General features: G+C 65.7%; 21 protein-coding genes and 3 pseudogenes. 15 read left to right on the top strand and 9 right to left on the bottom strand.

Annotation, left to right across the window (positions count from 1 at the left end):
• Window positions 1-122: 122 nt before the first annotated feature.
• The 5 genes and pseudogenes from B8W69_RS31780 to B8W69_RS04805 all read left to right on the top strand — a co-directional run.
• A pseudogene (locus tag B8W69_RS31780) lies at window positions 123-266 on the top strand (NAD(P)-binding domain-containing protein); the annotation flags it as partial.
• Between the two features lie 205 nt (window positions 267-471).
• Window positions 472-1,563 (top strand): amidohydrolase family protein, encoded by a 1,092-nt coding sequence (locus tag B8W69_RS04790; protein WP_085288822.1) that lies wholly within the window; start codon window positions 472-474, stop codon window positions 1,561-1,563.
• A 29-nt stretch (window positions 1,564-1,592) separates the two neighbouring features.
• The gene (locus tag B8W69_RS04795) at window positions 1,593-2,738 is read left to right on the top strand and encodes an amidohydrolase family protein (protein WP_085288823.1); all 1,146 of its coding nucleotides are present in this window, start codon (window positions 1,593-1,595) and stop codon (window positions 2,736-2,738) included.
• Between the two features lies 1 nt (window position 2,739).
• Window positions 2,740-3,138 (top strand): Rieske (2Fe-2S) protein, encoded by a 399-nt coding sequence (locus B8W69_RS04800; protein ID WP_085288824.1) that lies wholly within the window; start codon window positions 2,740-2,742, stop codon window positions 3,136-3,138.
• A 15-nt stretch (window positions 3,139-3,153) separates the two neighbouring features.
• Window positions 3,154-4,020, top strand: a complete 867-nt coding sequence (locus tag B8W69_RS04805) for an alpha/beta fold hydrolase (protein ID WP_085288825.1) — start codon at window positions 3,154-3,156, stop codon at window positions 4,018-4,020.
• Window positions 4,021-4,037: 17 nt separating this feature from the next.
• On the opposite strand, the gene B8W69_RS04810 is transcribed toward B8W69_RS04805, so the two are convergent.
• Window positions 4,038-4,511, bottom strand: a complete 474-nt coding sequence (locus B8W69_RS04810; RefSeq protein WP_085288826.1) for a hypothetical protein — start codon at window positions 4,509-4,511, stop codon at window positions 4,038-4,040.
• A gap of 36 nt (window positions 4,512-4,547) precedes the next feature.
• Between B8W69_RS04810 and B8W69_RS04815 the strand changes: the two genes are divergently transcribed.
• The 10 genes and pseudogenes from B8W69_RS04815 to B8W69_RS04860 all read left to right on the top strand — a co-directional run bounded on the left by B8W69_RS04815 (window position 4,548) and on the right by B8W69_RS04860 (window position 12,387).
• The gene (locus B8W69_RS04815; protein ID WP_085288827.1) at window positions 4,548-5,852 is read left to right on the top strand and encodes an NADH-ubiquinone oxidoreductase-F iron-sulfur binding region domain-containing protein; all 1,305 of its coding nucleotides are present in this window, start codon (window positions 4,548-4,550) and stop codon (window positions 5,850-5,852) included.
• Window positions 5,849-6,145, top strand: a complete 297-nt coding sequence (locus tag B8W69_RS04820) for a ferredoxin (protein WP_065031036.1) — start codon at window positions 5,849-5,851, stop codon at window positions 6,143-6,145. The genes B8W69_RS04815 and B8W69_RS04820 overlap by 4 nt, the downstream gene beginning before the upstream one ends.
• A gap of 41 nt (window positions 6,146-6,186) precedes the next feature.
• A pseudogene (locus B8W69_RS04825) lies at window positions 6,187-6,530 on the top strand (acyl-CoA dehydrogenase family protein); the annotation flags it as partial.
• A gap of 171 nt (window positions 6,531-6,701) precedes the next feature.
• Window positions 6,702-7,025 (top strand): hypothetical protein, encoded by a 324-nt coding sequence (locus tag B8W69_RS04830; RefSeq protein ID WP_085288828.1) that lies wholly within the window; start codon window positions 6,702-6,704, stop codon window positions 7,023-7,025.
• Window positions 7,026-7,177: 152 nt separating this feature from the next.
• Window positions 7,178-8,833, top strand: coding sequence for a thiolase C-terminal domain-containing protein (locus B8W69_RS04835; protein ID WP_085288829.1), 1,656 nt, complete (start codon window positions 7,178-7,180; stop codon window positions 8,831-8,833).
• On the top strand, window positions 8,830-9,783 hold the full coding sequence (locus tag B8W69_RS04840) for an alpha/beta hydrolase (protein ID WP_085288830.1): 954 nt from the start codon (window positions 8,830-8,832) through the stop codon (window positions 9,781-9,783). The genes B8W69_RS04835 and B8W69_RS04840 overlap by 4 nt, the downstream gene beginning before the upstream one ends.
• On the top strand, window positions 9,784-10,599 hold the full coding sequence (locus B8W69_RS04845) for an NAD(P)-dependent oxidoreductase (protein ID WP_085288831.1): 816 nt from the start codon (window positions 9,784-9,786) through the stop codon (window positions 10,597-10,599).
• Window positions 10,596-10,702 (top strand): annotated as a pseudogene (locus B8W69_RS32180) (NAD(P)-binding domain-containing protein); the annotation flags it as partial. The gene B8W69_RS04845 and the pseudogene B8W69_RS32180, both read left to right, overlap by 4 nt.
• A 268-nt stretch (window positions 10,703-10,970) precedes the next feature.
• Complete coding sequence (locus tag B8W69_RS04855; RefSeq protein WP_085289007.1) at window positions 10,971-12,176, top strand: cytochrome P450; 1,206 nt, start codon at window positions 10,971-10,973, stop codon at window positions 12,174-12,176.
• A gap of 10 nt (window positions 12,177-12,186) precedes the next feature.
• Window positions 12,187-12,387 (top strand): ferredoxin, encoded by a 201-nt coding sequence (locus B8W69_RS04860; RefSeq protein WP_007777398.1) that lies wholly within the window; start codon window positions 12,187-12,189, stop codon window positions 12,385-12,387.
• A 3-nt stretch (window positions 12,388-12,390) separates the two neighbouring features.
• On the opposite strand, the gene B8W69_RS04865 is transcribed toward B8W69_RS04860, so the two are convergent.
• The 8 genes from B8W69_RS04865 to B8W69_RS04900 all read right to left on the bottom strand — a co-directional run bounded on the left by B8W69_RS04865 (window position 12,391) and on the right by B8W69_RS04900 (window position 18,777).
• Entirely contained in the window at window positions 12,391-12,675 is a 285-nt protein-coding gene (locus B8W69_RS04865) for a DUF1330 domain-containing protein (RefSeq protein ID WP_085288832.1), read from the bottom strand.
• A 30-nt stretch (window positions 12,676-12,705) separates the two neighbouring features.
• On the bottom strand, window positions 12,706-12,894 hold the full coding sequence (locus tag B8W69_RS04870) for a ferredoxin (protein ID WP_085288833.1): 189 nt from the start codon (window positions 12,892-12,894) through the stop codon (window positions 12,706-12,708).
• Complete coding sequence (locus B8W69_RS04875; RefSeq protein ID WP_085288834.1) at window positions 12,891-14,162, bottom strand: cytochrome P450; 1,272 nt, start codon at window positions 14,160-14,162, stop codon at window positions 12,891-12,893. The genes B8W69_RS04870 and B8W69_RS04875 overlap by 4 nt, the downstream gene beginning before the upstream one ends.
• A gap of 162 nt (window positions 14,163-14,324) precedes the next feature.
• Window positions 14,325-14,831, bottom strand: coding sequence for a hypothetical protein (locus B8W69_RS04880; RefSeq protein WP_085288835.1), 507 nt, complete (start codon window positions 14,829-14,831; stop codon window positions 14,325-14,327).
• Window positions 14,828-15,442 carry a TetR/AcrR family transcriptional regulator gene (locus B8W69_RS04885; protein WP_064951214.1) on the bottom strand — a complete coding sequence of 205 codons (615 nt, stop codon included), beginning with the start codon at window positions 15,440-15,442 and terminating at the stop codon, window positions 14,828-14,830. The genes B8W69_RS04880 and B8W69_RS04885 overlap by 4 nt, the downstream gene beginning before the upstream one ends.
• A 129-nt stretch (window positions 15,443-15,571) precedes the next feature.
• Window positions 15,572-16,726, bottom strand: coding sequence for a thiolase family protein (locus B8W69_RS04890; RefSeq protein ID WP_085288836.1), 1,155 nt, complete (start codon window positions 16,724-16,726; stop codon window positions 15,572-15,574).
• Between the two features lie 4 nt (window positions 16,727-16,730).
• Entirely contained in the window at window positions 16,731-17,558 is an 828-nt protein-coding gene (locus B8W69_RS04895) for an enoyl-CoA hydratase/isomerase family protein (protein ID WP_085288837.1), read from the bottom strand.
• Window positions 17,559-17,610: 52 nt separating this feature from the next.
• Complete coding sequence (locus tag B8W69_RS04900) at window positions 17,611-18,777, bottom strand: acyl-CoA dehydrogenase family protein (RefSeq protein WP_085288838.1); 1,167 nt, start codon at window positions 18,775-18,777, stop codon at window positions 17,611-17,613.
• Between the last annotated feature and the right edge of the window lie 89 nt (window positions 18,778-18,866).

The raw sequence follows: 18,866 nt of genomic DNA on the forward strand, positions 1-18,866 counted from the left end.
CGGGACAGTGGCGATCGCTAGCGCGGCGGAGCCGGGCGCAGCGGGTCACCACCATCGGGACAGTGGCGATCGCTAGCGCGGCGGAGCCGGGCGCAGCGGGTCGCCACCATCGGGGCCTGGCGATCGCTAGCGCGGCGGAGCCGGGCGCAGCGGGTCGCCACCATCGGGGCCAGGGGCGCGCCATGGAGATCGGCTTCATCGGTCTGGGAAGCATGGGCTTTCCCATGGCATCTCGCCCCATCGGTGAAAAACATGATGTCGTCGCATCCGTCCACAACTCGGAGAATGGTATTATCCGGAAAGAAGAACCGGATTTGTCCACAGGATCGCAAAACGCCCGCTACCAGGGATGATGATTAAACGAAATGCTTACCGGAAACCCATTGATGGACCGCTGAAGAAAATGTTAGATTGGCTATCATATGACCTCGCACGGCCGGCTTCGGCCGCCGGAGCCGAAGGGTGGCTCTCGTGATCAAACACGCTGACGGAACCAGCACACCGTTGATCGACGCGAGCGTGCACATCTTCTTCCCGTCCACCAAAGCGCTCCGGAAGACCCTGCGCGAGCCGTTCAAAAGCCGCGGCTTCCCCGACTATGAGATGGACTGGTACGGCGCCCCGGGCGGTGAGTACGCGCCCAACGCCGAGGGCCCGGACCGCCAGTATCCGGGTTCGGACCCGGATTTCGTTGGCAATGAACTGTTTTCGAAGCGCGGCGTCGATGTTGCGGTCCTGCATCCGATGGCGCGCGGCATCATGCCGGACCGGCATCTGGGCAGCGCGCTGCACGCCGCGCACAACGAGATGATGGTGTCGAACTGGCTGGAGTCCAGCGAGTTCGGCGAGCGATTCCGCGGCACCATCCGGGTCAACCCCGACGACATCCCAGGCGCGCTGCGCGAGATCGAGAGATGGCGTGCGCACCCGCGGGTGGTCCAGATCGGCGTCCCGCTGCAATCTCGCGAGCTCTACGGCAAACCGCAGTTCTGGCCGATCTGGGAGGCCGCCGTCGACGCCGGGCTTCCCGTCGCCGCGCACATCGAAGTCGGGTCGGGCATCGCGTTTCCGCCGACGCCGAACGGGAACACCCGCACCTACGAGCAGTACGTCAGCTTTATGGCGCTGAACTACCTGTATCACCAGATGAACATGATCGCCGAGGGAGTATTCGAGCGGTTCGACGGCCTCAAGTTCGTATGGGGCGATGGCGCCGCCGACTTCATCACGCCGTTCATCTGGCGCATGGACACGTTCGGCCGGCCGCACCTCGAGCAGACGCCCTGGGCCCCGCGGATTCCCAGCGACTACCTGCCCGGTCACGTGTATTTCGTTCAGGGCAGTCTCGACGGCCCCGGCGACGTCGAATTCGCCGGCGAATGGTTCGGCTTCACCGGCAAAGACGACATGGTGATGTTCGGTTCGAGCTATCCACACTGGCAGTGCGGTGATGTCACGAAGCTGCCCAGCGCGTTGTCCGGCGAGCAGCGCGAGAAGCTGTGCTGGCGCAACGCGGCGCAGCTCTACGGCATAGACATTCCCGCCGGGGTGAGCGCAGAGTAGAAGTATCGCGGAAGACTGAGGAGAGCCAGATGACGTTGACCCATTCGCAGGAGCGGGTTCCCGCTACCGAGCGCATAGCCGTCCGCTGCGTCGACTCGGATGTCCACCCGGCGCCCAAGCGTGGAGAGCTACTCCCGTACATCCCCGAGCCGTGGCGCAGCAAGTACTTCCTCACTCGCTCCGTTGGCGAGCAGATCTACTACGACGCCCCGGACTACGCGCACTCTTACGCGATGCGCGTGGACTCCTTCCCCCCCAACGGCGAGTTTCCCTGCAGCGACCCGGATCTGGCGTTCCGTCAGCTGATCATGGAGGCCGGCTCCGACATCGCGATCCTGGAACCCGCGGCCTACCCGGCGCGCATTCCCGAAGCGCAGCATGCGATGTCGGCCGCGCTGAACGACTGGCAGGCCAAGCACTGGCTGGACAGCCACAACAACTGGCACGAACGGTGGCGCGGGTCGATCTGCATCGCCATCGAGGAGCCGGAAGAGTCGGTCCGCGAGATCGAACGCTGGGCCGGACACCCCTTCATGGCGCAGATTCTGATCAAGGCCGAGCCGCGGCCGTCCTGGGGCCACCCGAAGTACGACCCGATCTGGGCGGCCGCCACCAAGCACGACATCACCGTGAGCTGCCACCTGTCACGCAGCCAGTTCGATGAGCTGCCGATCCCGCCGGTGGGGTTCCCCAGCTACAACCACGACTTCATGGTGACCTACTCGCTGCTGGCGGCCAACCAGGTGATGAGCCTGATCTTCGACGGAGTCTTCGACCGGTTCCCGACGCTGCGGATCGTCTTCGTCGAGCACGCATTCAGTTGGATCCTGCCGCTGATGTGGCGCATGGACGCGATCTACGACGCACGCAAGTCGTGGCTCGACATCAAGCGCAAGCCGTCCGAGTACGTCAAGGACCACATCAAGTTCACCACCCAGCCGCTGGATTACCCGGAGGACAAGACCGAACTGACCCGCGCGCTGGAATGGATGGAGTGCGAGAAGATCCTGCTCTTCTCCTCGGACTACCCGCACTGGACGTTCGACGACCCGCGCTGGTTGGTCAAGCACCTGCCCAAGCACGCCCGCGACGCGGTCATGTACAAGAACGGCATCGCGACCTATCACCTGCCCGAGACCGTGCCGGTCCTTGAGGGTCAGACCCGGGTGCTCTGAGTTGACGGAGGAGACCAAACGGCCCGAGCCACGTCTCGCCCAGGGCCGCGAGCACGTAGTCGCAACCGTAGACGAAATCCCGCCGGGCACACACAAACTGGTACCGATCGGACGGCACGGCGTCGGCGTCTACAACGTCAACGGCACCTTCTACGCCATCGCGAACTACTGCCCCCACCAAGGCGGGCCGCTGTGTTCGGGACGTGCCCGGGGACGCACGATCGTCGACGAGACCGCGCCGGGTGACTCCATCATGGTGCGCGACCTGGAATACATCTACTGCCCCTGGCACCAATGGGGTTTCGAGCTGGCGACGGGTACCACCGCGGTCAAGCCCGAATGGAGTATCCGCACCTATCCGGTGCGCGTCATCGGCAACGACGTTTTGGTTCAGGCCTAACTACAGGAGAATCGGGTGCCTTCTATCGAGATCAACGGGGGAAACGTCGTCTACGAAATCCTCGGTGACTCTGGTGATCTCATTGCTCTGACGCCGGGCGGCCGGTTCAGCAAGGAGATCCCCGGCCTGCGTCCGCTGGCCGATGCCCTGGCCGCCGGTGGCTACCGGGTGCTGCTGTGGGACCGACCCAACTGTGGCGCCTCCGATGTGCAGTTCTACGGACAGAGCGAGTCGCACATGCGCGCCGAGACGCTGCACAAGCTGGTGACCGGCCTGGGCTTCGAGCGCTGCATTCTGGCCGGAGGTTCCGGCGGGGCAAGGGATTCCATGCTGACCACGATGCTCTACCCCGAGATGGTCACCAAGCTCGTGGTGTGGAACATCGTCGGCGGCACCTACGGCACCTTCGTGCTCGGCTCCTTCTACATCATTCCCAGCATCCTGGCGGTGCGCGGCACCGGCATGGACGGCGTGGTGAAGGTGACCGAATGGCGCGAGCGCATCGAGGAGAACCCGAACAACAAGCAGCGGTTCCTCGACTTCGACAAGGACGAGTTCCTCAAGTTGATGCTGCGCTGGCTCAACGCCTTCGTCTCGAAGCCGGGGCAGACGATTCCGGGCGTCGAGGACGAGATGTTCGACCGGATCAAGGTCCCCACGTTGATCATTCGGGGCGGGGAGAACGACATGGACCACCCGAAGCGGACGTCGCTGGAAGTCAGCTGCCTGATCAAGGGATCGAAGCTCATCGATCCGCCGTGGCCCGAGGACGCCTGGGAGCGGGCGTCCGAAGACCGCGCCGCGGGCCGGGTGCAGCACTTCAACATGTTCGACACCTGGGTGCAGGCGGCACCCGCGATCCTCGAATTCCTGGGCTCGTAATGGCGCGAAACGGTGCATTACCGAGTGTAGATGTGGACCTCACAGTTGAGCGACGCCTCCAGCGCCGTATGTACCCGGCTCTCCGGAATCCGTTCGAGGTCGGACTCCCGCAGCGTCACATGGACGATGTCGAATCCGTCATCGCCGGGCGTGCGCTCGATGTCACCGGTCAACCCGAACGCGGACAGCACCCCGTGGGCGTCGTCGTCGGTGCCCCGGCTGACAAAGGTGATCACACCCGGAACGGGCGCGCCGCCGAACGCGCTGGCGCACAATCCGATCGCCGTGTCTTTGGCCATATCGCCGTCTTCGGCCGCAATGAGCAGTTCGACTTCGCGGCGGGTTGCGGGCATGGACACGAGGTCGTTCTCGACCACGTCCACGCCGGCCGTGGCCACGAGTTCGAGGAGAGCCGCCATGCCGTCACGTAGTTGTGCGGGCGTGAGCACACTGTCCGGGTCGACGTTGACACGCACCACCGCAGTTCGCATGTGCGCAAGCCTAACTAGGACGATGGCAGGCCAGCTTTGAACACCACCGAGTCCACAACCATCACCACCGCGACCCTCCCCGGGTGCACGCCGCGGCTGCTGAGTGAGCACACCGGCCAGGCCCGGGAAGATCTGGCGACCTATCGGAAGCTCGGCGGCTACCGCCCGCTTGCCAACCCGGACGAGTTCCTGAGCGAAATCGATTCCAGTGGCCTGGTCGGGCGCGGCGGTGCGGCGTTTCCCCTCGCGGTGAAGCTGCGGTCGGTGCGCGACAACGGACGCTCGCTTGGCGTTCCCGTCGTCGTCGCGAATGGCGAAGAGGGAGAACCGGCTTCGGTCAAGGACCGGTGGCTGCTGCGCAATCGTCCTCACCTGGTCCTGGACGGGCTGCGGCTCGCCGCGACGGTTGTCGACGCCGACCGCGCGTACATTTACGTGTCCGACCCGGAATCGGCGCACAGCGTCGAAGCGGCGCTCGGCGAGCTGGATCGCGACGCGCTGGGTGTCACGGTCGAGATGCTCACCGTGCAGCCGGGATACGTCGCCGGCGAGGAGACCGCGGCGGTTCGGGCGATCAACGGCGGCCCGGCCAAACCGACCGACAAACCGCCGCGGCCCTTCGAAGCGGGAGTCGATGACCGGCCCACCTTGGTGAGCAATGTCGAGACTCTGGCGAACCTGCCCTACCTGCAGAGCCACGGCAGTGCTGACTACCGGTCGCAAGGCACGACGTTGTCGCCCGGCACCTTCCTGGCCACCATCACCGGGGCGGGTATGGCACCGGTGCTCTACGAACTCCCCCACGGCTTGGCGTTCACCGAATTGCTCACCTTGCACGGTGTTTCAGCCGACCAGGTGCGCGGTGCGTTGATGGGCGGCTACTTCGCCGGTCTGCTCAACCGCTCCGTGTTGGAGACCACCCTGGACCACGAGACGATGCGACGTGTCGGCAGCGGTTTGGGCTGCGGCGCAATTTCGGTCATCACCGACGACTGCCCCGTCGCGGTGGCGGCATCGGTGCTCGCGTACTTCGACCGCGAAAACGCCGGGCAATGCGGATCGTGCTTCAACGGAACGGCGGCGATGGCCGCGGCCGCCGGGGCGCTGCGCGACGGCGCCGCGACGGTAGAGGATGTCGAACGGTTGCGCCGGTGGTCGGTGTTGCTGCGCGGACGCGGCGCGTGCGCAACGCTGGACGCCGCCACCAACGTTGCCGCCAGCCTGCTCGATCAGTTCCCGGACGAAGTCCGTGCGCATCTCGAGGGCACGTGTCCCGACTGCACACCCGGCGCGTTCCGCGCGGACCGTCCCTACGAGGCGGAACCTGTGAGGCAAGCATGAAAATCCGTCTGGACCGCACCATTTGCGACGGCTTCGGCATCTGCGCCAAGCACGCGCCGGGATACTTCTCGCTGGACGACTGGGGGTACGCATCCCTCATCGGGGACGGCACGGTGGCCGAGCCGGATCGCGACGCGGTCATGCGGGCGCTGCTCGACTGCCCCGTGCATGCCATCACCGAAATCGGTCAGCGCACCTCGCGCGCATCTGCGCCGCCACTCGCCGACACCGAGGACCCGGCCGAGCACCTCAAAACCGAAGAGAACGAGGCGGAGTGGGGATTCACGCGCTGAGCGGTCCTCGCCCGGAAAAGTAGTGCCGTGCAACTCACCTTGACGCCGAAGTAGAGGCGTTCCGCGCGGAGTTCGTCAGCTTCCTCACCGACCACCTGCCGACGCAGGCTCATGCCGCGGAGCGTCCTTCGTCGACCTCGCACGTGCCCGAATGGTCACGCCCTGGCAGCGGCTCCAGTTCGACCACGGGTGGCTACTGCCGGGCAGCCCACCGGAATTCGGCGGCCGCAACGCAAACATCCTGCAGCAGTTCGTGCATCGCGAGGAGCTGTCACGCCGCCGGATCTATCACTGCTTCAATCCTCAAGGCGTCGGCATCATCGCGGCATCGCTGTTGTCCTTCGGCACCGAGGAGCAGAAGCGCGTCGAGCAACCAGCCCTCCGAATGCTAAGTACTTGATACCGCGTCCGCGAGCATAACTCTCGGCCGACCTGAGACACCACGACGGCCCAGCTCGGTGTTGCGTCGCGCCGAATGTTTCCTCTGGTCGCGGCGGTATCGACGGAATAAGCTGGCACCAGCCGGGGTCGGGATGGCCCCAAGGGGAGGCGCACCATGAGGTGGTTATTTGGTCGTCTGACCGCTGCCATCGCGGTCGCCTTCGTGGCGATGAGTGTCGCGGGGATCGCCACGCCGGCAATCAGCTCGGCGCAGTGCGATCCCAACATGTCGTGGAATGTGTCGACGTTTGAATGCAAACCACTACCGGCGTTGCCGCCGTGGTACACCGCCCCGCCTGCATACTCGCCGTCATTCGCGACACAGGACGTGCCACCGCCGCCCCCACCACGGCCATCGTGGTCACCGAACGAACCGATGTGGAGCGTCGGCTTTCACCAATGGGGTGCCTATTTCGACGGCGTCTGGGTGCCGTACTGACGGCGGGCGCCCCGACCTCGCCTGACCTGCATCGCGAGCACCGCCTACGCCGTCTAGATCGCCCCTGCTCGGGAGTGATAACGTAATTCTCCGATTCGTATAACGGGCCTACCAGATCGCTTCCAGGGGACCGTTGGACTCGCGGAGGTGACGTGTCTGCAGCACCGGGACGCCCGCTGCCCCTGATCACAGAAGAGAACGAATTTTTCTGGACCTCGGGCGCCGACGGAAAACTACGGCTGCAGGAATGCGAGAGCTGTGAATCGCTGATCCATCCGCCGGCTCCGGTCTGCCGGTACTGCCGGTCCCGCGACATCGGTGTGCGGGCCGTTTCGGGCCGGGCGACACTCGCCGGATTCACCGTCAATGAGCGGTTCAGCCTGCCCGGGCTGGCGGCGCCCTACGTGATCGCGCAGGTGGCGATCGCCGAGGATCCCCGGGTTCGGTTGACCACCAACATCGTCGAGTGCGAACCCGATCAGCTCGAACTCGGCCAACAGGTCGAGGTCGTCTTCGAGCAGGTCGAAGACGTCTGGTTTCCGCTGTTCAAGCCGAGTGCCGACGGGCAGTCCACTCCCCTGCCGGTCGATGAGATCGCGCCGGAACGGTTCGGCGAACACGTCCGACCGATGCTGACCGCCGAGAAGTTCGAGGACAAGGTCGCGCTGACCGGGGTCGGCGCGTCGCCGATCGGACGCCGATTGATGCAGCTGCCGCTGGCGCTGACGGTGCAGGCGTGCGAAGCGGCCATCGCCGATGCCGGCCTGACCTACGCCGATATCGACGGCCTGTCCACCTACCCCGGCGCGATCAATGTCGGCGGCTTTGGGGAGGGCGGCACCACCGCCCTCGAGGGCGCGCTCGGCATCCGGCCGACTTGGCACAACGGCGCCATGGAGACGTTCGGCCCGGGCGGCTCGGTGATCGCCGCGATGCTCGCGGTCGCCTGCGGGCTGGCGCGTCACGTGCTGTGCTTCCGCACGCTGTGGGAAGCCACTAACGGCGAGCTGATGAAGCGAGGCAAGATCACCCCGTCGATGGGCCGAATGTCCGGCTGGCAGATGCCATTCGGCGCGACGTCTGCGGCACACACGTTAGCGATGAACGCGCAGCGGCACTTTCACCGGTACGGCACCACCAAGGAAACGCTGGGCTGGATCGCGTTGAACCAGCGCGCCAACGCCGAACTCAACCCGACCGCCATCTACCGAACGCCGATGACGATGGACGACTACCTCAACGCGCGGCCCATCACCACGCCGTTCGGGTTGTACGACTGCGACGTGCCGTGCGACGGCGCCATCGCCGTCATCGTCTCGGCCATCGACGCCGCCCGCGACATGGCCAAGCCGCCGGTGCTGGTGGAAGCGGTGGGCACGCAGATCGTCGAGAGACTCGATTGGGACCAAAGCACTCTCACCCACGAACCCCAGGTGTTGGGCCAGGCCGCGCACGTGTGGACGCGTACTTCGCTGCGGCCCGCCGACGTCGACATCGCCGAGCTCTACGACGGCTTTTCCTTCAACTGCCTGTCCTGGATCGAGGCGCTGGGTTTCTGCGGTATCGGTGAGGCCAAGGAATTCCTGGACGGCGGCAAGAACATTGCGCGCGACGGCCTGTTGCCGCTCAACACCCACGGCGGCCAACTCTCGCACGGCCGCACGCACGGCATGGGACTCCTGCACGAGGCGATCACCCAGCTTCGCGGCGAGGCCGGTGACCGCCAGGTCGCCGACGCCCGCGTCGGTGTGGTCAGCAGTGGCGGCCTCACCCCCAGCGGTGTGCTCTTGCTGCGGGCCGACGCATGAACGCGACTCCGCGGCCCCGGCTCGTGATCGTGGACGGGGTACCGATGTCGGCGTTGGTCGCCGAAGCCGAGGACCCCAAGGCCGTGATCGTGGCGATTCACGGGGGCGGTACCACCGCAATGTATTTCGACTGCCCGGGCCATCCGTCGTATTCCCTCGCACGGACCGGCGCGGCAGCCGGATTCACCGTGGTGGCCCTGGATCGGCCCGGCTACGGCAGCTCGGCACCCTACCCGGAAGCGATGGTCTCCGGCGAGCAGCGCGTCAACCTGGCTTACGGTGCCGTCGATCGCATACTCGGCGAACGACCGCGTGGCGCAGGCGTATTCGTGTGGGGTCATTCGGGCGGTTGCGAGCTGACGATCCGGTTGGCCGCCGACGATCGGGGTGCCGACCTGCTCGGCATCGAGCTCGCAGGCACCGGCCGGCACTACCACCCCGCGGCCAAGGAAATACTGAAAACCGCTACCCGCGAACGCCGCCCGTCGGGCATGCGCGAATTGCTATGGAGCCCAGAGGAGCTCTATCCGCCCGCGGTCCTCGGCGGCGCCACGGTTTCGCCGTCGGCTCCGTCTTACGAGGACCAGATGGTGTCGGACTGGGCGCGACAGACTTTTCCGGAGCTCGCGCCCGCCGTGCGCGTCCCGGTGCACTTCAGCATCGCCGAGCACGAAAAGGTCTGGCAGACCGACGATGCTGCGGTGACCGAGATCGGCGCCCTGTTCGCCGGGGCGCCGCGGTTCATCGTGCATCGACAGCCGGACGCCGCGCACAACATCAGCCTCAGCCACGCCGCCCCCGATTACCACTCGAAAGTCCTTGAGTTCGTGCGGGAATGCGTGGCTGAAGCGGCCTCCCGCCCAGACGGCTCCTCGAATGTGACGCCACAGTCACCTTCGAGCCCGAACGTGGCTGCAGCGTCACGCTCGCCGGACGAGGAGGCAGGGTAGATGCGCGTCGGATTCATCGGCTTGGGCAGCCAGGGCGGACCCATGGCGCGGCGGATCGCCGAGGGCGGGTATCCCACCACACTGTGGGCGCGTAGACCGGAGGCCCTCGAGGCGTTCGCCGACACCCCGGCGAAAGTCGCCGGGTCTCCGGCCGAACTGGCCGCGGCCAGTGATCTGGTGTGCCTCTGCGTGGTGGGCGATGCCGACATCGACGAACTCGCCTGCGGCGAAAGCGGATTATTGACGACGATGCAACCCGGCAGCGTCATCGCCGTGCACAGCACGGTGCACCCGAATACCTGCCGAGAGCTTGCGAACAAGGCCACCGCGCAGGGCGTTTCCGTCATCGACGCGCCGGTGAGCGGCGGCGGAGGCGCGGCGGCCGAGGGCCGGCTACTGGTGATGGTCGGTGGTGACACCGACGTCGTCGCGCGCTGTCGTCCGGTCTTCGAAACCTATGCCGATCCGGTCGTTCACCTCGGCGAACTGGGTTCCGGACAAACCACGAAGCTGCTGAACAACTTGTTGTTCACCGCCAACCTGGCCACGGCGGCCACCGCCCTGTCCCTGGCCAAAGAGCTGGGCGTCGAGCCGGACCGTCTCACCGAGGTGGTCTCCCGCAGTAGCGGCAACAGCTTCGCGCTCAACGCCCTCGGCGGTATCGGCGGGCTGGACAGGCTGGCCGGTGTCGCGGGAGGGCTGCTGCAGAAGGACGTCCGGCTCGTGGTCGACCTTGCCGGCGGGGTCGGGGCGAGCGGCGGTGCCGTGCTCGATGCGGCCGACGCGGCGCTGGCCCTGATGGACCATCCTCGGTGAGAGTCGGATTCATCGGCGCGGGGCGGATGGGTCGCCCATGGTGGGCCGTCTGGTGGCGGCCGGTCATGACGTCCACGCGCTGGGCCGGAGCGTCGAAAAGCGCCGCGGCAGGCGGTTCCGTCGGGTCGTTCACCGAGGTCGCCGGCGACTTCGTCGCTAAGGACGTGGCCGTCGTCCGCGGTATCCCCGCGGAGTTGGGCGACGGGCTGGGTGCGCTGGATGACGTGATCGAGAAGATCGACATCGCGAAGAGCGTTCGAAATGCCAGCGTTTTGGTCTTTCCGGTTCGTCACGAAGGTATTACCGTTAGCGTTACAGTCAGGGACTCCGCTGTAAAGGTTCAGCCCAACCTCGCCGCTGAGGAGGATTCAGTGACAAAACCGAAGGTTGTCTTCGACCCGTACGCCGAGGACTACTTCAACAATCCGTTCGACATCTATAGGCGGATGCGCGAGGAAGCGCCCCTGTACTACGACGAGAAAGAGGATTTTTACGCGCTGACCCGACACGAAGACGTCGCGGCCGCGTTCAAGGACTTCGAGACCTATTCGTCGGCGCGCGGCTGCGACCTGGCGATGGTGCGCCGGGGCATCGCCCCCGAGCAGAAGTCCATCATCTTCATGGACCCGCCGGAGCACCGCCACATGCGCAGCCTGCTCAATAAGGCCTTCACCCCGCGGGCCATTCAATCGCAGCGCGAGACGATCATCGAGGTGATCGACAAGTACCTCGGCGCCGTCGACTCGGACAATTTCGACGTGGTGCAGGACTTCTCCGGGCCGTTCCCGGTAGAGGTCATCACCCGGATGGCCGGCGTGCCGGAGGAATACCGCCAGCAGGTTCGCCACTGGATCGACACAAGCCTGCATCACGACCCGGGGCAGATCGAGATCAGCGAAGCCGGCATGCAGGCCAACATCGATACGGCAATGTACTACTTCAGCCTGGTCCAGGAGCGGCGTCAGGAGCCGCAGGAAGACATGATCAGCCGGCTGATCGCGGCCGAGATCCCGGGCGAAGACGGCGAGCTCCGCAAGCTCGACGACATCGAGATCTGCGGATTCGCAACCCTTCTGGGCGGCGCTGGCGCGGAGACCGTCACCAAACTGATGGGCAACGCGGCGGTCATCTTCGCCAACCACCCCGACCAGTGGCAGAAGCTGCAGGAGGACCGCGACAAGATTCCCGGGGCCGTCGAAGAGCTACTGCGCTACGAGGGACCGGTGCAGTACAACGTCCGCTACACCCTCAAAGAGGCCCACGTCAGCGGTGGCGTGATCCCGGCGGGCAAACCCGTATTCCTCTGCGGCGCCGCGGCGAACCGCGACCCGGAGGCGTTCACCGACGCCGACACATTCGACATCGAACGTGACCAGACCGAGGCGCAGCACCTCGGACTCGGGTACGGGATCCACAGCTGCCTCGGCGCCGCGCTGGCCCGCCTGGAAAGCCGGATCGCGCTGGAGCGGCTGCTCGACTTCATGCCGCGCTACGAAGTGGACTGGGCGGGATGCAAACGGGTGAACATGCAGAACGTCGCGGGCTGGAAGAACGTGCCCGTCAAGGTGCTTCGGTAAGGGGGTCGCGGTGACCAAGAAGATCGAAGTCGATTGGGGACTCTGCGAGAGCAACGGCGTCTGCATGGGCATCAACCCCGACATATTCGAGCTCGGCGACGACGACATGCTGACGGTCCACCAGGAAGAAGTGACCCCGGAAAACGAGGCCGATGTGCGCGAGGCCGTCCGTCAATGCCCGCGGCAGGCGATCTCCATCGTCGGAGAGTAGCGGTCAGAATCCGGAGAGGATGACCGCGTTGCAGTCGGCCGCCGCCTGCCGCAGTTTCGCCGCCTTTTGGTAGCCCTCGGACTCGTACCACGCCTGGGCGGCGTCCACCGACTCGAATTCCAGGACGACGGTCTGGTCGCCGTGCCAGTCGCCTTCGATGACCTTGGGTGAGGTGTCCACCGCGAGAATGGTGGCGCCACTCATCGCCGATCCGGCGGCCTGGGCGTATGCCTTCATGCCTTCCGGGTCTTTGATCGCCTCGGTGAGGATGACATAACCCTTTGCCACTCGAATCTCCCTAGTCGGCCGTTTATTTGGTTACTTCTCGCTGATCGCCTGCTCGGGACAGCATTGGATTGCCTCCTGAGCCGCCGCCTCCAGTGCCGTTGGAACGTCGGAATCTATGGCCTCGGCGTAACCGTCCTCGGTCAGGCTGAACACGTCGGGGCACAGCGTGAGACACATGCCATGACCGCGACACTTCTGGTCGTCTACCCAAACTTTCATGCCAGCGTGAACTCCAGGTGCAGTTCGGTCAGGCCACGCAGGATGTACGTTGGAACATATTGGTAGCGGCGGTCGTTCGCCGGTCCATGAACCTTCTCATCGATCCTGATGTCCGTCGTGCGGTCGAGCAACCGTTCGATCGCCACGCGTGTTTCGGCTCGTGCCAGCGGCGCACCGGGGCAGCTGTGGATACCGCGGCCAAACGAGATGTGTTGGCGGGCGTTCTTGCGGGCCGGATCGAACGTAGCGGGTTCCTCGAACCGGCGCGGATCACGGTTGGCGGCGGCTTGCACGATCATTACCGTAGTCCCGGCGGGCAGGTCGACACCACCGACGTTGACGGGCACCCGGTTCATCCGGAAGTCACCCTTGACCGGGCTCTCGTGGCGCAGCGACTCTTCGATGAAGTTCGGGATCAGACTGCGATCCTTGCGCAATTGCGCCTGGATGTCGGGCCGCTCCCCCAGCGTCTGCAATGACGCACCCAACAGCCGCACAGTGGTCTCCTGGCCCGCCGAGAAGACGTTGGCGGCGACGCGCGCCACGTCCTCGACTTCCGGAACCGAGCCGTCGGGATACGTCGCGGTGGCCAGGCCGGTGAGCACGTCGTCGCGTGGCTCGCGCCGGCGGTCGGTGACGTAGTCGGAGAACAGGCCGTAGAGGAATTCCAGCGGACTGTGGGCCAGGGATCCCTTGGTGCCCCCGACGCCGCCACCCGCGTGCTCAGCGATGCCCTTGACGAACTTGTCGCGGTCCTCCATCGGCACGCCCAGCAGGTCGGCGATGACCAGCAGCGTGAACGGGCCCGCGAAGCCCTTGATCCACTCGCCCTGACCCGGCGCGAGAAATTCGTCGAGCGCCTGGTCGGCGAGCGCCCACATGGCGTCCTCGTTCTCCTTGAGGCGCTTGGGGGTGATCAGCCGCATCATGAGGGACCGGTGATTGGTGTGGGTCGGCGGGTCGAGCGTGGGCAGCTGGTCGCTGAACGGCAGCTCGTCGCGATGTTGCTCGATCAGCTCGGTGATGTCGTCACCCTCGATCGGCACCGGAAAACCCGGGAACGGGCCGGTGACCGAGATGCACGACGACCACGTCTCGGCGTCGTTGAGCACCGCGCAAGCCTCGTCCCAACCGGTGATCATAGTGACGTCATGGTGGCTCTCCCGGGTGACGGGGCAGCGCTCGCGCAGCGCCTCGTAGTAGGGGTACGGGTTCTCGATGAGCTCGCTGCCGCGGAAGAAGTCCGGCTCGGAGAATTCGTTCGCCATCTCCTGCTCCTTGAATCTCGGCTAGCGAGAACGTGGCTCTCGCGGATGAGTATTACATTTTCACACGGCATGGTGGTCGTCAACGACGGGACCCCTGCCCCGGCGCCAAAACGCGCGAATTGCCCGGTCTGTGTGGTGGCGCGGTTCCCGGGCCGCGCCGTGCTAGCTGGCGGGGATCAGGTCGGCTGCGACCGACGGCCAAGCCAGCAGCCCGCTGCGGAAAATCTCCACGTGACCGATCGGGGCGTGCGGTGCCGCCGCGGCCGCCAACGCCTGGGCCTTGAAGGTCTGCGCGGCCATGCTCAGCTGGTGTTGCACCAGGCCGACGCTCTCGTCGAGCTCGGATGGCCAGCTCTCCCCCCACAGCGTGACCTCGGTGACGCCGTGATCGAGGGCCTGCAGCACGCCCTGGCGCACCCGGGCGTCGCAGCCGAACAGGTCCGCCGCGGCAGCCAGGGCCTGCGGACGGGGCCGCGATTGCACCGACGCCAGCGCCTCTTCGAGGTCGAGCACCTGGGCGCCGATGATCTGCAGGGGCCGGTCATCCGGGTGGTCGGCGACCAGCACGGTGACGTCCCAACCCGCCATCGACCGGTCGAAGATCCAGCCGCCGGCGAATCTCACCACGTCGAGGACGGTGGCGGCGACGACGTCGAGCCGGTACCTCATGTCGTCTCGGACTTCTTCGGGGGCGCGAAATCCCGCGCCAGTGTCTCGGCGTACTGCTTGAACGCGTCGGCTAGCGGTATCGAAGGATCGAGTAACCATGTCGTTTCCATTCCGTGGACGAAGGCGAGGATTTCTACTGCCTTGACGGCGGGGTCTATGTCGTCGCGGTACCGGCCGTCGGCCTGACCGCGACGGATGAGATCGGCGACGATGTCGGTCGCGGCGCGGTACCGGGACAGCATGCGGTCGTGTAGCGGGGCCTCGGGAAGGATGTTCTCGACCAGCAGCACCGTGAACGTGCCGACCAGTTCGGGCGCCCGGTGAATACGGTCCGCGACCGCGGCAATCTGGTCGAACAGGTCGCCGGTCCGGTCCGCGTGGGTGTCGTCATCGAGGTCGCGGGCGTCGAGCACCGCGTGCAGCAGCTGCTCCTTCGATTCGAAGTGATGCAGCAGCCCCGCGGGTGTGACCCCTGCTTCCCCGGCGATCTGCGCGAGCGTCGTGCTGCGCCAGCCGTTGCGGGTGAGCAGCCGTTGCGCGACGTCGAGAATCCGCTGTTTGCGGTCCTCGCCCTTGGCGAGGAGCGTGTCGTATCGCCGTGCGACGGGCACCAGAACCCCCTCAACCCACATTGTGGCGACGTCCAAAAACCAACCTAGTGAACAAACAGTAGGTTAGTTTGGCCGCTGTGACAAGGGTCACGTGGTGCACGTTTTTTTGCGCGCGTCAGGCCGCCGCCGCTAGCTCACCAGCTCCACCAGCGTGGCGTTGGCGGTCCCACCGCCCTCGCACATGGTCTGTAGGCCGTAACGAATCCCGTTGTCGCGCATGTGATGCGCCATGCGTGTCATCAGCACCGCGCCCGATGCGCCCAGCGGGTGCCCCAGCGCGATGGCGCCGCCCAGCGGATTCATCCGCGCCGGGTCCGCCCCGGTCTCCGCCAGCCACGCCAGCGGTACCGGCGCGAAGGCCTCGTTGACCTCGAAGACGCCCACGTCGGACAACGCGACGCCGGCCTTGCTCAGCACCTTTTCGGTGGCCGGGATGGGGCCGGTGAGCATCAGCACCGGGTCCGCCCCGGTCACCGCACCCGCCAGGTACCGCACGATCGGGGTCAGGCCCAGCTCGACCGCCATCTCGGCGGTGGTCACCAGTAGCGCGGCGGCACCGTCGGAAATCTGTGAGGAGTTGCCCGCGTGGATCACGCCATCTTCGGCGAAGGCCGGTTTGAGCGTGCCGAGCTTCTCGACGGTGCTGCCGCGCCGCACGCCTTCGTCGGCGGTGAAGACGGTGTTGTCGGCCCCGTCGACGAAGACCGGCACGATCTGCTCGGTGAATGCGCCGCCATCCAGCGCCGCGCCGGCCCGCTCGTGGGATTCGACGGAGAATTCGTCGAGTCGGGTGCGCGAGAATCCCCACTTCTTGGCGATCATCTCCGCCGACAGGCCCTGGTTGAAGGAGAAATCTTCATATCGGGCAAGGACTTTCGGGCCATACGGCATGCCGGTGGCCCGGGCCGAACCGAGCGGAACACGGCTCATGACCTCGACCCCACCGGCCACGACGACGTCCTGCTGGCCGGACATCACCGCTTGCACGGCGAAGTCCAGCGCCTGCTGGCTGGACCCGCAGGCGCGGTTGACGGTGGTACCGGGGATGGTCTCGGGCCAACCGGCGGCCAGGACCGCGTAACGGCCGATGTTGCTGGACTGGTCGCCCACCTGGGACACGCAGCCCCAGACCACGTCGTCGATGATGTCGGGACCGATGCCGGTGCGTTCGATGAGTTCGGTCAGGACGACCGCGGAGAGGTCGGCGGCATGCATGCCGGACAGCGCGCCGTTGCGCTTCCCCACCGGTGTACGCACGGCCTCGACGATGACTGTTTCACGCATATCTCTACTCCGATTGCTTCTCGCCCGAACTCGTATCAGATTTTGATAGGGCCCATCGACCAGTAAACGATGGCTCCCGCCGCTGCGCGAAAGCGGCATAGGCCGCGGCGGTGTCTGCCGTTGCGAAGTTGACTCCCTGCGCGCGGGCCTCGTTGGCCAGCGCGTCACGCAGGGTGCGGTCGGCGCCCTCGTTCAGCAACGCCTTGGTGTGGGCCAGCGCGATTGGCGGACCGGCGGCCAACCGGTTGGCAAGATCCGCGACGAAGGCGTCGATTTCCGCGGTGGACACCACCCAGGTCACCAGGTTGAGGGCGCACGCCTCCTCGGCCTCTATCGTGTCCGCCAGCAAAGCGAGTCGCTTGGCTTGTTGCAGGCCAACAATTTTGGGCAGCAGCCAGGAGCCGCCCAGGTCGATCGACAGGCCACGCCTCGAAAAGATCTGGCAGAACGTCGATTCCGGCGTGGCCACCACCAGGTCGCAGCCGAGCGCCAGGTTCCAACCCGCGCCGACGGCCACCCCGGTCACCTTGGCGATCGTAGGGACCGACAGCTCGTGCAGGGCCAGCGCGACGTCGGTCAACCGCTGCAACTTGTACTTCGGGTGAATGTCCTCAGGAGCCGAGATATCTGCGCCGGAGCAGAAACTGCCCCCCGAACCGGTGATCACCAGGGCGCGTACGCCCGGATCGTGGCCCGCGGCATCGAGCGCATCTCGCAGGGCGAGCCACAGTTCCGGATTGATCGCGTTCTTGCGACGTGGCCGGTTGAGCGTGAGGGTACGCACCCCGTCGCGGTCTTCCGAGAGCAGCACGCGGCCATCGGTTGTGGTCATCGACGTCGAACGAGCGGCAGATCGCCATGCTGTCGTCCACCGGCAGTGGCCATCAGTAGCTTCTCGGCAACTTCAGGACGTTGGCTCCCAGGAAGTTCAAAATCATCTCCTGGCTGACGGGCGCGATCTTCATCAGCCGGGCCTCGCGGAAGTATCGCGCGATGTGGTACTCCTCTGCGTAACCCATGCCGCCGTGGGTTTGCAGGGCCCGGTCCGCTGCGGCGAAGCCGGCATCGGCGCAGAGATACTTCGCGGTATTGGCCTCGCGCCCACACGATTTGCCGTTGTCGTAGAGCCAGGTGGCCTTGCGCAGCATCAGCTCGGCGGCATCGAGGCGGGCCAGTGAATCGGCGAGCGGGAACTGCAATCCCTGGTTCATGCCGATGGGCCGGCCAAAGACCTCGCGCTCGTTGCCGTACTTCACCGCCTTTTCCAGCGCTACCCGCCCGATACCCAGAGCCTCGGCCGCGATCAACATCCGCTCCGGGTTGAGGCCGTCGAGGATGTACTGAAAGCCCTTGCCCTCCTCGCCAACTCGATCCTCGAGCGGAACCTCGAGATTGTCGATGAATAATTCGTTGGAGCTGACGGCGTTGCGGCCCATCTTGCGGATCGGGCGGATGTCGACCCGGCTCCGATCGAGATCGGTGAGGAACAGCGTCATCCCGTCGGTCTTCTTGGTGACCTCGTCGTAGCTCTGCGTCCGGGTGAGCAACAGGATCTTGTCGGACTCCATCGCCTTGGAGATCCAGACCTTGCGACCGTTGACGATGTAGCGATCGCCGTCCCGCTTGGCGAACGTGGTGATACGCGACGTGTCAAGCCCGGCACCGGGTTCGGTGACGCCGAAGCAGACGTGCACCTCACCCGTCGCGACGGAGGGCAACGTCCGGGACTTGAGTTCATCGGAGCCATGCACCACCACCGGCTGCATGCCGAAGATGGAGAGGTGAATCGAGCTGGCGGCGTTCATGGCGCCACCGGACTTGGCGACCTCTTCGAGCAGGATCGTCGCCTCAGTGATGCCCAGTCCGTGACCGCCGTATTGGGTGGGGATGGTCATTCCGAGCCAGCCGCCGTCGGCGATGGCGCGGTAAAACTCGGTCGGGAATTCGTGCGCCTGGTCTTTTTCCATCCAGTACTGGTCGTCGAATTTGCGCGCCAGCTCAGCCACTGACCGACGAATCAGTTCCTGGTCATCGGTCAGCTCAAAGTTCATTCCGGCGCCGGGCACTGCTCATTCTCCTTCGATCGAAACGCACCGGCATTCAGTGTCGGCCCGCTGCGCCGGGCTGCGCGGCGCTTGCG

Origin of the sequence: Mycolicibacterium vulneris (assembly GCF_002104765.1) — a bacterium.
GTDB lineage: Bacteria > Actinomycetota > Actinomycetes > Mycobacteriales > Mycobacteriaceae > Mycobacterium > Mycobacterium vulneris.